A 14,556-nucleotide genomic window follows, 5' to 3' on the forward strand; every position below is an offset into this window, starting at 1 on the left:
GAACACATCATTAAAAACGATTTATAAGCCAACATGTTTGGGGGGATTGCCGTTGCCAGAATCTATCTGGAATCATTGTATAACGAGCTTGCAAAGCGAGTTGTCGCCAGAGCAATTTAATACCTGGATACGGCCTCTGCAGTTGGATAGCCAAGCCTTGGCTAATGAAATCTCTTTGCTGGCACCCAATCAGTTTATAAAGTCTTGGGTGTCAGACAAATTTATGTCGCGCATTGTCGAGTTGGTAGCTGAAGCGGGCGCTTCTCGTGAAACGAAAGTGGTGTTGGGGGTTGCGGCTAATTCTTTAGCGCGGCATAGGCGCGTGGTGCCGGAGCCAGATTTCAAACCCGTTGTCGCCTCTCCCGTTTCAACCCATCAGTCTGCACCGACAAGCTCGCCAGACCTTATTCGCGCCGATAGAGATGTCGATGTAGAAGGGGGATTGAAGCATCAGCACCGGCTGAATACACAGTTTACCTTTCAGCGTTTCGTTGAAGGTAAATCGAACCAGTTGGGCCTAGCAGCGGCTCGCCAAATCGCTGAGAATCCTGGTGGTGCCTATAACCCGCTCTTTATTTATGGCGGTGTGGGGTTGGGTAAGACTCACTTAATGCACGCTGTTGGCAATGCGTTAATTGAGAAGAATCCTAATGCTAAGGTGCTTTACCTGCATTCTGAACGGTTTGTGGCGGATATGGTCAAGGCGTTACAGTTAAACGCCATCAATGATTTTAAGCGCTACTACCGCTCTCTGGACGCGTTGCTTATTGATGATATTCAATTTTTCGCCGGTAAAGAGCGCTCGCAAGAAGAGTTTTTCCATACTTTTAATGCGCTATTGGAAGGCGGCCAACAAATTATTTTGACCTGTGATCGCTACCCTCGAGAAATCGACGGTTTAGAAGAGCGTTTAAAGTCGCGTTTTGGTTGGGGATTAACAGTCGCCGTAGAGCCGCCAGAGCTCGAAACGCGGGTCGCAATCTTGATGAAAAAAGCAACGCAACAGCATTTGGATTTACCCCATGATGCGGCCTTTTTTATTGCCCAGCGTATTCGCTCAAATGTGCGCGAGTTGGAAGGGGCGTTAAAGCGCGTTATTGCGAATGCCAATTTTACCGGCCGGCCCATCGATGTTGAGTTAGTGCGGGAGTCTTTGAAAGATTTGCTGGCGCTGCAGGATAAACAAGTGTCTATCGATAATATTCAGCGCGTTGTCGCCGAGTATTACAAGATCAAAGTTAGTGATCTACATTCGAAGCGACGCAGTCGCTCGGTTGCACGGCCGCGGCAAGTTGCAATGAGTTTAGCGAAGGAGTTAACCAATCACAGCTTGCCTGAAATTGGTGAAGCCTTCGGTGGTCGAGATCATACCACCGTGCTACATGCCTGCCGCAAAATTAAATCCTTGCAGGAAGAGAGTGCGGATATCCGCGAAGATACCAAGAATTTGCACCGCTTATTGACTACTTGAGTCGTATAAGTAACAGCTGTTTTATAGCAACTTATATATAATAAATAAGATTCCAGCTCACCATTAGGCCTATAAAAAGAGACCGGTTATGAGATTTACTGTATCCCGAGATTCGCTCCTAAAACCCTTGCAGCTAGTGGCGGGTGTTGTTGAGCGCCGTCAAACTTTGCCTGTCCTTTCTAACGTGCTTATTGTGTTAGAAGGCGATAAATTGTCTTTAACAGGCACAGATTTAGAGGTGGAGATTGTCGGTCGCATTCAATTGGACCAACCGGGTGAGTCGGGCGAGATTACAGTACCTGCGCGCAAGCTGGTCGACATTTGTCGGTCCTTGCCAGATGCCGCCAATATAGAATTCATTGAAGATAGTCAGAAGCTCATTGTTAAAAGTGGCCGTAGTCGCTTCACCCTCTCTACCTTACCCGCTAATGACTTCCCCAACGTAGAAGATGCACCGTCTGATTTGCAATTCACCTGTGCACAGAAGGACATAAAACGTTTAATTGATCGCACTGCCTTCGCGATGGCGCAGCAAGATGTGCGTTATTACCTAAACGGCATGTTGTGGGAAGTGACTCAGGGTCAATTACGTGTGGTATCTACAGACGGCCATCGTCTAGCTATGTGTACCCGGCCTATGGATATCCAGGCGCCTGAAAAGATTCAAGCTATATTGCCGCGTAAGGGCGTTATCGAGCTGGCGCGTTTATTGGGAGACGGCGATAGCGCGGCGGAAATCAAGCTAGGAGCCAGCCATATACGCGCGGTAACGGCGGATTTCACGTTTACCTCTAAATTGGTCGATGGCAAATTCCCCGATTACGAACGCGTGCTGCCCAAGGGTGGGTCGCGTGTCATTATCGGTGTTAGAGACGAGCTTAAGCAGGCCTTTGGGCGCACGGCTATCTTATCGAATGAAAAGTATCGTGGTGTTCGGCTGCAGATTGATGCTGGTCAACTGACCATTGTCGCCAATAACCCAGAGCAGGAAGAGGCAGAGGAAACCGTCACGGTCGATTATGCCGGTGAGTCCATGGAGATTGGTTTTAACGTCAGTTATTTGCTCGATGTAACCAATGTGCTAAATACCGACAATGTGAAGATCACCTTGGCGGACTCAAATAGCAGCGCACTGCTGGAAGAGCCTGAAAATGGTGATTCCGCTTACGTTGTTATGCCCATGCGTCTATAGAGTAATCTGCAGGTAGTGTGCGCCTACGCTTACTACCTGCTTCCTTTATGCCTCTAAACTCCCTTCATATACTCAACTTCCGCAATATTGAATCCGCTGAATTGGTGCTACACCCGCGAGTGAACCTTTTTTATGGGGAAAATGGTGCGGGTAAGACCAGTATTCTCGAAGCTATCTCCTTACTTGGGCGTGGTCGTTCTTTTCGGTCCCACAAGTTAAAACCGTTGATTCAACAAGGCTGCGCAGGCGTGACTGTGTTTGGTAGGCTGGTCGGTGAAGATGGTTCTACTCGGAAGCTGGGTGTGGAACGTAATACGCGAAGCGCAGATAGCTTTCGTTTAGATGGCCAGTCAGTGGCGTCGGCTGCCGAATTGGCCAAGATCTTACCGCTGCAAGTGATCTACTCGGAAACCTTTGAGTTGCTCGTGGGTGGCCCGTTGGAGAGACGGCAGTTTCTTGATTGGTTAGTGTTTCACGTGAAACATGAGTTTTTGCCTGCTTGGCGACAAGCTAGGCAAGCCCTGAAACAACGGAATACTTTGCTGCGATCTGGTAGAATAAACGCTGATCTGTTAGCACCTTGGGACATAGAATTAGCACGCAACGCTGAGACCTTACATCTACTAAGGGAAGAGGTTTTCAACCTGTTCAATCAGGAGTTAGCGCTGCTCTTGCAGGATTTACCCGCCTTAACTTCCGTTAATATTAGCTACTTTGGTGGCTGGGAGGAGGGCGTTTCTCTGGCAGAGATATTACGGCAGAATTTTGCTCGTGACGGGCAGCTAGGGCATACCAGTGCCGGCCCCCATCGTGCTGATCTTAAATTGCGGCTCGGTAAGATGCCTGCGGCAGAGGTGCTATCAAGGGGTCAGCAAAAGCTGTTTGTTTGCGCCCTGCGGATTTGTGCAGGTAGGGTGTTTAAGCAGCTCACCGGCAACGATTGCGTCTACCTTATAGATGATTTGCCGTCTGAGTTAGATGAAGAGCATCGACTTCGCTTGGCGAAGTGGTTAATAGAGTTAGATAGCCAAGTGTTTATTACTGGGGTTGCCCGGAAAGACCTCGAAAGCGTTTGGAATCAATTGGCTGTTCCCCGAAAAGTGTTTCACGTGGAACAGGGAAGCGTAACTGCGACACCTATAAATAACGATTAGTTGGAGTGACATGATGTCGGAACAAAAGAATTACGACTCGTCCAGTATTAAGGTCTTAAAAGGCCTAGACGCCGTACGTAAACGTCCTGGTATGTACATAGGTGATACGGATGATGGTACGGGCCTACACCATATGGTGTTCGAGGTTGTCGATAACTCTATTGACGAGGCTCTGGCTGGCCATTGCTCTGAAATTCGCGTGGTGATTCACCCAAATGAATCTATAACTGTCTCCGATAATGGCCGTGGTATCCCAACAGAGATGCACGATGAAGGTGTATCGGCGGCAGAAGTCATTATGACCGTGCTACACGCTGGCGGTAAGTTCGATGACAACACCTATAAGGTGTCTGGCGGTTTACACGGCGTGGGTGTATCCGTGGTTAACGCGCTTTCAGAAGAGCTAAAGTTGACCATTCGCCGCGGTGGCAAGATCCATGAGCAGGTGTATCATCACGGTGTGCCACAAGGGCCGCTGGAGGTCGTTGGGGACGCTAAAACCAACGGCACCCAAGTCTATTTTAAGCCCTCAGCGAACACCTTCACCAATATTGAATTCCATTACGATTATTTGGCTAAGCGTTTACGCGAGCTGTCATTCCTAAACTCAGGCGTGCGTATTGTCTTGAAAGATGAGCGCAGTGGCAAAGAAGAAGCCTACGAGTATGCCGGTGGCTTACATGCGTTTGTTGAGTACTTAAATACCGCTAAAACACCCATCAACAAGGTCATGCATTTCACTAATCAGCGGGAAGACGGCATTACCGTTGAAGTGGCGCTGCAATGGAACGATAGCTTCCAAGAAAACATCTACTGTTATACCAATAACATCCCCCAGCGCGACGGTGGCACCCACTTAGCTGGCTTTAGGGCCGCGCTAACCAGAGGCTTGAACGGTTATATAGAGCGCGAAGGTCTGGGTAAAAATGCCAAAGTGGCCACCACCGGTGACGACGCTCGTGAAGGTTTAACCGGTATTATCTCCGTTAAAGTGCCAGACCCCAAGTTCTCCTCTCAAACCAAAGATAAATTGGTTTCTTCAGAGGTGAAAACCGCTGTAGAACAGGAAATGGGCTTGGCCTTTAATGATTACCTACTCGAAAACCCGGGTGAGGCGAAAGCCATTGTTGGCAAAATGATTGACGCCGCGCGCGCGCGCGAAGCGGCCCGCAAGGCCCGTGAAATGACGCGTCGTAAGGGCGCGCTTGATATCGCTGGCTTGCCGGGCAAGCTGGCTGACTGCCAGGAAAAAGATCCTGCTTTATCTGAACTCTACCTGGTGGAGGGTGATTCTGCCGGTGGATCTGCCAAGCAGGGCCGCGATCGCCGCACCCAGGCCATTCTGCCGCTTAAAGGTAAGATTCTAAACGTTGAAAAAGCGCGTTTCGATAAAATGCTCTCATCACAAGAGGTGGGAACACTCATTACCGCCCTAGGCTGCGGTATTGGTAACACAGAATTTAACCCTGAAAAGCTGCGCTATCATTCAATCATCATCATGACCGATGCCGATGTGGATGGTTCGCACATCCGCACCTTGTTGCTGACGTTCTTTTTCCGCCAAATGCGCGAGTTGGTAGAGCGAGGCCACATTTTTATTGCTCAACCGCCCTTGTATAAGATTGCCAAAGGTAAACAAGAACAGTACCTGAAAGATGACGAAGCGCTGACGGCTTATCTAACCCAAGCCGCCATGGAGAGCTCTAGCTTGCACGTCAATGCGGACGCACCCGGTATTAGTGGCGAACCATTGGCGAGTCTGGTTGAAGAGTATCGTCGTGTGATGCGTATTATCGAACGCCTAGCGCGTGTTTACCCTACCGATGTGCTGGAAAGTTTAATTTACATCCCTCAGTTGTCAGTGGAGTCACTAAAAGACCAGCAAGCAGTTGCCGATTGGTGCGTCAAATTATCTGAATCCTTGTCGGCTAAAGAAACCGGCACCCATCGCTATGTTGCCCGCGCTGAGGCAAACCCTGAACGGCCAATCTTCGAACCGAAAGTTGAGATTATTGCGCACGGTGTACCGACGGAATACGACGTGGGCATGGATTTCTTCAGCTCGAAAGAGTACCAATCCATTGTTGATTTAGGTTTAAAGCTCGATGGTTTGTTTGAAGAGGGTGGTTACATGAAGCGCGGTGAGCGCACGTTCGTCACTACTAGTTTTAAAGACGCGCTGAATTGGTTGATGACCGAATCTCGTCGCGGCTACAACATTCAGCGCTATAAAGGCTTGGGTGAAATGAACCCCGGTCAGCTTTGGGAAACCACCATGGACCCGGAGTGTCGTCGCATGTTGAAAGTCACTATCGAAGATGCCATTGCGGCTGATCAGATATTTACCTGTTTAATGGGAGATCAGGTTGAGCCACGCAGGGAGTTCATTGAGAATAATGCGCTCAACGTAGGCAACCTCGATATCTGAGTCTCTGCGACTAAAAGCGAACGTAAAAAAGCAGCCTGATGGCTGCTTTTTTATTCCTTTAAAATCAATTACTTATCGAATCAATTTTACTGGCTATCCAATTTCTGGCCTGCTCGGTAATGGCCTTGCTGTTTTGATTCTCGGTGCTGATGGGCTCGCCGATGAACAGCGTGACCTTGCCCGGGTGCTTAATCCAGCTGCGCGTTGGCCAGCAGGTGCCGGCGTTGTGGGCAACAGGGATAATATCGAAACCACCGGCGCAGGCTATATCGGCGCCGGAGCGGGCGAAACTTCCGAGTTCGCCAGGTTTCTTTCGTGTTCCCTCGGGAAAAATAAGTACGTTATTACCGGCTTTCAAGCGCGCAACTCCACCCTGCTTAACGGCCTTTAACGCTTCTCTTGGGTTGCTACGGTCAATGGCGATAGGCTCCATGGCACGTAGACCCCAGCCAAATACGGGGATATTTAATAACTCTTGTTTAAGTACAGTCGATGCAGGTTGAAACAGGTATTGCAGTATGAGTGTTTCCCAGGCCGATTGGTGGTTGGCCATAATGACGCTTGGCCGCTTAGGTAAATTCTCTACACCAATGACTTCGTACTTTATACCGCAAATGATTTTCGCCCACCAAATTACAAAGCGATTCCAAAGCGTCACCACATGGGTGCGCTTATGGAAGGATGTGATTGGCCAAATGACTAAACCGGCGATGCTGAAAATGGGTAGCGACAACCAGTAGGCGGTATAAAATAAAAGGTTCCGAAGAATTAACATGCTTGTCCGTAAACGTCCTTAATAAAAGGTAATGCATCCCAAAGAGAGTCGAAGACTTTAACATCAACCAAGCCATCGACCGGGAACTGCTTCAATTTCTGCTCGGTGAGCGCACCCTTACCCGTACGCACAAGAATGGGCAGGCAACCCTTAGTTAAGCCGGCTTCGAGGTCGCGCAAACTATCACCCACCAGCGGCACACCCTCAGCGCTGGTATCAAACTCAGCTTCAATGGCATCTATTAAGCCAGGCTTAGGCTTTCTACAGTTGCATTGATCATCGGGGCCGTGTGGACAGTAGAAGACCGCGGCCATAGAACCACCGTGTTCTTCTACTAACTGAGCCAGTTTGGCATGCATCGCTTCCAAATCATCGAGATCAAATAGGCCTCTCGATAACCCTGACTGATTGGTTGCTACCACCACCGTAAAGCCGGCGCGACTGAGTTCCGCTATTGCCTCTATGCTACCGGGGATGGGTATCCACTCGTCGACGGATTTAACAAAGGCATCCGAATCTTCATTGATGACGCCGTCGCGATCGAGAATGACGAGTTTAAATCCTGAGTTGGTCATAGAGCCTCTGTACTATTTAGCGGGGACCAACAGGGAAATATCCGCGACTTGTAAAAACAAATTACGCAGTTGTACTAACAAGGCTAAGCGGTTTTTGCGTACCGCCGCGTCGTCAGCCATTACCATCACCTGATCAAAGAAGGCATCTACGGCTGGCTGCAAATCGGCCAAGCTTGTGAGTGCTTCAGTAAATTTGCTATTAGCAAATAAGGGTTGCGTCAGTGCCTTTTGTTGCGCAACTTGTTGCGCCAACACTTTCTCTGCTGATTCGATTAATAGTTTTTCATCGACCTGGTCAGAGGGCTCGCTATCAAGTTTGGTAAGAATATTTGCCACGCGTTTATTGGCGGCTGCCAACGCTTGCGCAGCGGGTAAGTCACCGAATTGCTTCACAGCTCTTACGCGGTTGTCGATATCTAAGGGCACTGAAAGTTGCTTGGCACTCACGGCCATGAAAATTTCTGGCGCAAATTTTTCGTCATCGTACCAAGCGACAAAGCGCTCGAGCATATAATTTTGTACGCTGTTGACGAGATCTTTGGCATTGGTTTTTAGCCCGTTATGTTGTGCAACAGCAGCCACTAACAAGGCGTTTAAATCCAGTGGTAGCTTTTTTTCCACCAGCAAACGCAAAGCGCCTAAGCTGGCGCGGCGCAACGCAAAAGGATCTTTAGAGCCCGTCGGCAATTGGCCGATACCGAAAATACCGGTGAGCGTGTCTAATCTATCCGCTAAGGCGAGAATAGTACCGGTCATTGTTTCGGGTAAAGTATCGCCGGCGAAACGCGGTAAATATTGCTCTTGTAAAGCGCGTGCAACTTCAGCGTCTTCGCCATCGTTAATGGCATAGTAATAACCGGCAATACCTTGCATGGTATCAAACTCACCCACCATGTTGGTAACCAGGTCACTCTTGCACAGTTGACCGGCGCGCTGTGCCAACTGTGTATCGGCACCGAGCAATTCGGCAATTGCTTGCGCTAAGCCGGCAACGCGTTCGGTCTTGTCGAAAATTGAACCCAGCTGTGCTTGAAACACTATGGATTTCAATCGCTCGCGCAAACTTTCCAATGACACCTTCTTATCGGTTTCAAAAAAGAAAGCCGCATCGGATAAACGCGGACGAATAACACGCTCATTACCGCTGATGACTTGTTGTGGATCTTTGCTCTCGATATTAGAAACCGTAATGAAATAAGGCATCAATTGTTTGTTGGCGTCGAGCACGTGAAAATATTTTTGGTGTTCCCCCATAGAGGAGATAAGGGCTTCAGCGGGAACGGATAAAAACCGGTCCTCAAACTTGCCTGCCAGTGCTACAGGCCATTCAACAAGGGCCGTCACTTCATCTAGCAGCGCTGGGTCCATATGGGCAACACCCTTTATGTTCGCTGCCGCGGCGTTTACTTGTGCGATGATCAAGGCTCTCCGTTGAGAAAAATCAGCGAGAACAAACGCCTTAGACTTTAGCAACTCAGCATAGTTATCGGCGTGATCAATATCGAGGCTTTGGTTGTAGTGGAAGCGATGGCCACGGGTTGATCGGCCAGCCGTCAAGCCCATCACTTGGCCTTCCACAATATCGTGGCCGTACAGCATGACCAACCAATGCACAGGGCGCACGAATTCTTCGCGTTTTGCACCCCAACGCATGCGCTTTGGAATCGGCAAGTCGGCCAGCGCTTTGGTGACCATAGGCGCCAGCAATTGCGTAACAGCTTCGCCGCCCTGATCAATTTGTAAAAATAATTTGTCGGCTTTACCGTCGTTCTTTACCGATACGGTATCGAGTGAAACGTTATTTTTTTCCGCAAAAGCCAAACCGGCCTTACTGGGGCTACCGTCTTTATCAAACGCAATTTTTGCCGGCGGGCCCCAAACTTCGGCTTTAGTTACCGGTGTTTGCGCAGGCAGTTGCTCGATGCGCAACGCGAGTCGGCGTGGTGCTGCGTAAGACGTTACAGCGCCGAAGTTCAACCCTTGTGCCTGAAGACTAGCGACGATGCTGTCGGCAAAGGCTTCGGATAATTTACTAAGTGCTTTAGGCGGCAATTCTTCGGTGCCAAGTTCAACTAAAAACGTTTGCTGAGTCATTTGCTTTCTCCACTGGCAGCGAGGACTTCGTCGCGTAGGGCTGGCTCGGCGAGAGGGAAACCCAATTTCTTGCGCGCATCGAAATAGGCTTGCGCTACGGCGCGTGCCAAGGTGCGAACTCGGAGAATAAAACGCTGGCGCTCAGTGACTGAAATGGCGTGCCTGGCGTCGAGTAAATTAAACGCGTGAGAGGCTTTCATCACCATCTCGTAGGCCGGTAGCGGCAACCCTTTTTCGATAAGGCGCTGGCTTTCGGCTTCGTAGGTATCGAAACTCTTAAACATAAATTCGACGTTGGCTTCTTCGAAGTTGAAATGGGACATTTCCACTTCGTTTTGGTGGAACACATCGCCGTAGGTTACTTTTTTCTCATCGGGGCCGATGGTCCAAACCAGATCGTAAATAGAGTCGACGCCCTGTAAATACATGGCGATGCGCTCAATGCCGTAGGTGATTTCGCCTGTCACCGGGTAGCACTCGAGCCCACCAACCTGTTGAAAATAAGTAAACTGGGTAACTTCCATGCCGTTCAACCACACTTCCCAGCCAAGCCCCCAAGCACCTAAGGTGGGCGACTCCCAGTTGTCTTCGACGAAGCGAATGTCGTGCACTAAGGTATCTAAACCTAGATGCTTTAATGAGCCGAGGTATAAATCTTGAATATTATCGGGAGACGGCTTCATCACCACTTGGAATTGATAGTAGTGCTGTAGGCGATTGGGGTTTTCCCCGTAGCGGCCGTCGGTGGGACGGCGGCAGGGTTGTACGTAGGCGCTGTTCCAAGTTTCTGGGCCAATAGCACGAAGGAAGGTGGCTGGGTGAAAAGTACCGGCGCCTACTTCCATGTCTAGCGGTTGAAGAATCACACAGCCTTGCTCGGCCCAATATTGTTGCAGGGCCAAAATAAGACCCTGAAAGGTGCTTACGTCAGGTGCAGCACCAGACTTGGAATTAGACACTTTGCCTCCAGGCAATCGCAGACGAAATCAAAAGAAAGGCGGGAATTATAGCGGGGTGTCGGCGAGGGTGTAAGTGCAGACTTTGGCCGCAGAGGCGTTTTTACGGTAATCTTCGCACCCAATCTTACATTCTGCTGCTCTGATTAAATATGGCGAAGCCCAAATTGCTGTTTAAAACTCGCCTATTAAAAGGCCTTCTGGTTGCTGTGGCACTGATTCCTAAGCCGCTGGCTTGGCGGCTATCGAGCTTGGGGGCTAGGTTGATGCTAAAAGCCCAAGCCCGAAGTGCCTGTACAACCGACGAAAACCTGCGCCTTGCGCAACCACATTTAACCGACGCAGAGCGCCAACAGCTCACCGTTGATAGCCTCTCACATACCTTATTTATGGCCTTTGAATTGGCTAAAGTATGGACTTGGCCTTGGTCGCGGCTGGCACAACTGATCGACATCAAACCGGCGAGTCGAGCGCTGCTCGATGACGTGATTAACCAAGCGTCTGGAGTGGTGTTTCTCGCGCCGCATATAGGTAACTGGGAATTACTGGGTTTTTATCTGCAGCAAAAAACACCGCTCACCGTTTTGTACCAACCCGGCCCATCGGAGGCCGTTAATCAACTGATGCTGGATCGCCGCGAGTTGCACGGCACTAAAATACTGCCCACCAATCGCCAAGGTGTTATGGGCCTGTTTAAATCCTTGAAGCAGGGCGGTTCGACCGGTGTACTGCCTGATCAGGTGCCAGAGAAAGCCGGTGGTGAATTTGCCCCTTTTTTTGGTGTGCAGGCGTTTACCATGACGCTAATCTACAACCTCATTCAGCGCTCGGGCTGTCGGGTTGTTATTGCGGCTTGTTTGAGAACCGACAAGGGTTTTGAGATTGTTATCCGAGAACCGGTCGCTGAAATATACGCCGATGATGTAGCGCAATCGCTTAGCGGCTTGAACCAAAGTATTGAGCAGCTTGTACTCTCGGCCCCTGAACAATATCAGTGGGAATACAAGCGCTACCGTCGACTCCTACCCGGCGAGGCCAGGCGCTACGTGAAAAAGAAGACTTAGCGGCGCCAAAACATGGGTGAAAACAACACCAATAACGTGAAAACTTCCAGCCGGCCAAGCAACATAGCGAAGCATAAAATCCACTTGGCTGGGTCGTTAATATTGCCATAATGGGCGGCCACATCGCCCATACCTGGGCCCAAATTGGTGATGCAAGCGCCTACCGCTGAGAAGGCTGTGATGAAATCGAGACCGGTTGCCAGTAGCGCTAAAAACATCACCATCACGCTAATAATAAACACCGCGAAAAAACTCCACACGGCTTCGATGACGCGATTTGGGACGGTCTTTTTGCCAACTTTTATCGGAAAAATGGCGCTGGGGTGAATTAATCGTTTAATTTCTCGGTAGCCCTGTTTGCAAATCAACATCACCCGCATGACTTTCATGCCGCCGGCGGTGGAGCCGCCACAACCGCCCATAAACGCAAATAAAAATAACATAAAGGGCAAAAATGTCGGCCAAGAACTGAAGTCAGCCGTGCCAAAACCAGTAGTGGTTAACACGGAGACAAACTCGAAGCTGCCGTGCATTAAGCTGTCAAAAAACCCGTAGGTGCCGGTGCCGTATAAATACAACACAGTGATAACCATACCCACTAGCACCCAACCAGCATAAAAGCGAAATTCAGGGTCGGTAAAATAATGCCGTAAACTGCGCGCCCGCCAACCGACAAAATGCAGCGCAAAATTGATGCCGGCGAAAAACATAAAAAATGTGCAGATGCCCATAATTAACGGGCTATTAAAATAACCAATGCTGGCGTCATGGGTGGAAAAGCCGCCGATGGCGACGGTGGAAAAGGCGTGGCCCACGGCATCAAACTCGGTCATGCCGGCGAATCGATAGGCCAGTGCACAGAGCACAGTAAGCCCTAAGTACATAAAGAAAAGCGCTTTCGCGGTTTCGGTAATGCGTGGGGTGAGTTTGTTGTCTTTAACTGGCCCCGGTGTCTCGGCGCGATACAGTTGCATACCGCCAATGCCTAACATTGGCAAGATAGCCACGGCGATAACAATGATACCGATACCGCCCAACCACTGCAGTTGTTGGCGATAGTACAAAATAGATTTGGGTAAAAAATCTAAACCGGTAAATACCGTGGCACCAGTGGTGGTGAGACCAGATATAGATTCGAACAGCGCATCGGTAAAGGATGCGTTTAACTCTTCGCTAATATAAAAAGGTAGAGAACCGAACAGACCTAACACGGACCAGAATAAGGCGGTAATTAAAAAACCATCGCGGGTTTGTAAATCGTGTCGGGCTTTATGTACTGGCAACCAAATGGCGAGCCCGGTGCAAATGGTAATAAGAAAAGCCGTTAAAAATGCATAGTGGTGCCCGTCGTCGTACCAGACAGAAAATCCGATAGGGGGCAATAAGGTTAAGCTGAAAATCATCAGCAACACACCGAGCACACGAAAAATTACCGAGAAATGCATAGTGGCTGCCCGTTAAAAGAAAGAGAAGCCGACTTGGAACAAACGCTCCACGTCTTTGGTGTATTTTTTATTGACCAGAAAAACGATGACGTGATCGCCGGTTTGCACCACCACGTTATCGTGCGCAATGATGACTTCACTGCCGGTGTCGTGCTCGCGCACAATGGCGCCAATGCTTGCGCCCTCGGGTAGGTCGATATCCTCTATTGCCCGGCCAACAACCTTCGATGTTTTATTGTCGCCGTGAGCGATTACTTCAATCGCCTCAGCTGCACCTCGGCGCAGCGAGTGAACGTTTACCATATCGCCACGGCGAACATGGGTGAGTAAGCTGCCGATGGTGGTGGTTTGTGGGCTGATGGCGATATCAATTTCGCCGCCCTGTACGAGGTCGACGTAAGCGGGATTATTAATCAAGGCCATCACTTTGCGTGCGCCCAATCGTTTGGCCAGCATTGACGACATGATATTGGCTTCATCGTCATTGGTGAGTGCTAAAAACACATCGGTGTCTTCGATGTTTTCTTCTAGCAATAAATCTTGATCGGAGGCGCTGCCGAGCAGCACGACGGTATCTTCCAGTTCTTCAGACAGCCGATTACACCGAGCTTCATTGAATTCGATAATCTTTACCGAGTAGCGTTTTTCCAATTGCTGGGCAAGACGCGAGCCGATATTGCCGCCACCGGCGATGATGATCCGTTTGTAGGAACTTTCCAAGCGTCGCAATTCGCTCATCACCGCGCGAATGTCGGCTTTTGCGGCGATAAAGAAAACTTCGTCATCGGCTTCGATAACCGTTGAGCCCTCGGGCATGATGGCTTTACCGCGTCGGTAAACGGCTGCTACCCGGGTGTCGACCGAGGGCATGTGTTGGCGCATGTAGCGCAATTCTTGGCCTACTAGTGGCCCACCGTAATAGGCACGCACGGCAACTAACTGCACGCGCCCCTCGGCGAAATCGAGTACTTGCAGTGCGCCTGGATGCTCAATTAAGCGAAAAATATAATCGGATACCAATCGCTCTGGGCTGATTAATACATCGATAGGGATAACATCGTTGCTGAACAGATTACCCTGGGATAAATAGGCTTGAGAGCGAACCCGGGCAATTTTCGTTGGCGTGCGAAACAGGCTGTGGGCTACTTGGCAGGCAATCATATTGATTTCATCGTTGCTGGTGACGGCCACTAGCATATCGGCATCTTCTATACCGGCACTGATCAATACATCGGGGTGCGATGCGCTGCCGGTCACAACGCCGATATCAATTCTATCGCGCAGGTCTTCAAGTAGCGCTGGATCTGTGTCTACGACGGTGATGTCGTTTGCTTCACTGGCGAGATTGACGGCAAGTGTGCCACCTACTTGGCCTGCACCTAAAATGATAATTTTCATGGAT

At 49.8% G+C, this 14,556-nt stretch carries 11 protein-coding genes; 5 read left to right on the plus strand and 6 right to left on the minus strand.

Annotated elements, in window-relative coordinates:
* The first annotated feature begins 52 nt into the window (after positions 1–52).
* The 4 genes from dnaA to gyrB all read left to right on the plus strand — a co-directional run bounded on the left by dnaA (position 53) and on the right by gyrB (position 6,245).
* Complete coding sequence (dnaA, locus tag ACGHTT_RS00005) at positions 53–1,471, plus strand: chromosomal replication initiator protein DnaA (protein ID WP_390592741.1); 1,419 nt, start codon at positions 53–55, stop codon at positions 1,469–1,471.
* Between the two features lie 88 nt (positions 1,472–1,559).
* Positions 1,560–2,663, plus strand: coding sequence for a DNA polymerase III subunit beta (dnaN, locus tag ACGHTT_RS00010; protein WP_390592743.1), 1,104 nt, complete (start codon positions 1,560–1,562; stop codon positions 2,661–2,663).
* 47 nt (positions 2,664–2,710) lie between these two features.
* Positions 2,711–3,817 (plus strand): DNA replication/repair protein RecF, encoded by a 1,107-nt coding sequence (gene recF, locus ACGHTT_RS00015; RefSeq protein ID WP_390592745.1) that lies wholly within the window; start codon positions 2,711–2,713, stop codon positions 3,815–3,817.
* Positions 3,818–3,827: 10 nt separating this feature from the next.
* Positions 3,828–6,245: a DNA topoisomerase (ATP-hydrolyzing) subunit B gene (gyrB, locus tag ACGHTT_RS00020; RefSeq protein ID WP_390592746.1), complete on the plus strand. Its 2,418-nt coding sequence runs from the start codon at positions 3,828–3,830 to the stop codon at positions 6,243–6,245.
* Positions 6,246–6,309: 64 nt separating this feature from the next.
* Here gyrB and ACGHTT_RS00025 read toward each other — a convergent pair whose 3' ends face one another.
* The 4 genes from ACGHTT_RS00025 to glyQ are packed head-to-tail and all read right to left on the minus strand — an operon-like array spanning position 6,310 to position 10,648.
* Entirely contained in the window at positions 6,310–7,020 is a 711-nt protein-coding gene (locus tag ACGHTT_RS00025; RefSeq protein WP_390592747.1) for a lysophospholipid acyltransferase family protein, read from the minus strand.
* Complete coding sequence (gmhB, locus tag ACGHTT_RS00030; RefSeq protein WP_390592748.1) at positions 7,014–7,595, minus strand: D-glycero-beta-D-manno-heptose 1,7-bisphosphate 7-phosphatase; 582 nt, start codon at positions 7,593–7,595, stop codon at positions 7,014–7,016. The genes ACGHTT_RS00025 and gmhB overlap by 7 nt, the downstream gene beginning before the upstream one ends.
* Before the next feature lie 12 nt (positions 7,596–7,607).
* Entirely contained in the window at positions 7,608–9,689 is a 2,082-nt protein-coding gene (glyS, locus tag ACGHTT_RS00035; RefSeq protein WP_390592749.1) for a glycine--tRNA ligase subunit beta, read from the minus strand.
* Positions 9,686–10,648 (minus strand): glycine--tRNA ligase subunit alpha, encoded by a 963-nt coding sequence (gene glyQ / locus ACGHTT_RS00040; protein ID WP_390592750.1) that lies wholly within the window; start codon positions 10,646–10,648, stop codon positions 9,686–9,688. Before glyQ ends, glyS begins: the two co-directional genes overlap by 4 nt.
* Before the next feature lie 149 nt (positions 10,649–10,797).
* Between glyQ and ACGHTT_RS00045 the strand changes: the two genes are divergently transcribed.
* Positions 10,798–11,709, plus strand: a complete 912-nt coding sequence (locus ACGHTT_RS00045) for a lysophospholipid acyltransferase family protein (RefSeq protein ID WP_390592751.1) — start codon at positions 10,798–10,800, stop codon at positions 11,707–11,709.
* On the opposite strand, the gene ACGHTT_RS00050 is transcribed toward ACGHTT_RS00045, so the two are convergent.
* The gene (locus ACGHTT_RS00050; RefSeq protein ID WP_390592752.1) at positions 11,706–13,154 is read right to left on the minus strand and encodes a TrkH family potassium uptake protein; all 1,449 of its coding nucleotides are present in this window, start codon (positions 13,152–13,154) and stop codon (positions 11,706–11,708) included. The two genes, ACGHTT_RS00045 and ACGHTT_RS00050, sit on opposite strands and share 4 nt — an antisense overlap.
* Before the next feature lie 12 nt (positions 13,155–13,166).
* A complete protein-coding gene (gene trkA / locus ACGHTT_RS00055) occupies positions 13,167–14,552 on the minus strand; it encodes a Trk system potassium transporter TrkA (RefSeq protein ID WP_390592753.1) in 1,386 nt (461 codons plus the stop codon).
* Positions 14,553–14,556: the final 4 nt, after the last annotated feature.

The sequence above is a fragment of the Simiduia litorea genome (assembly GCF_042853465.1).
GTDB lineage: Bacteria > Pseudomonadota > Gammaproteobacteria > Pseudomonadales > Cellvibrionaceae > Simiduia > Simiduia litorea.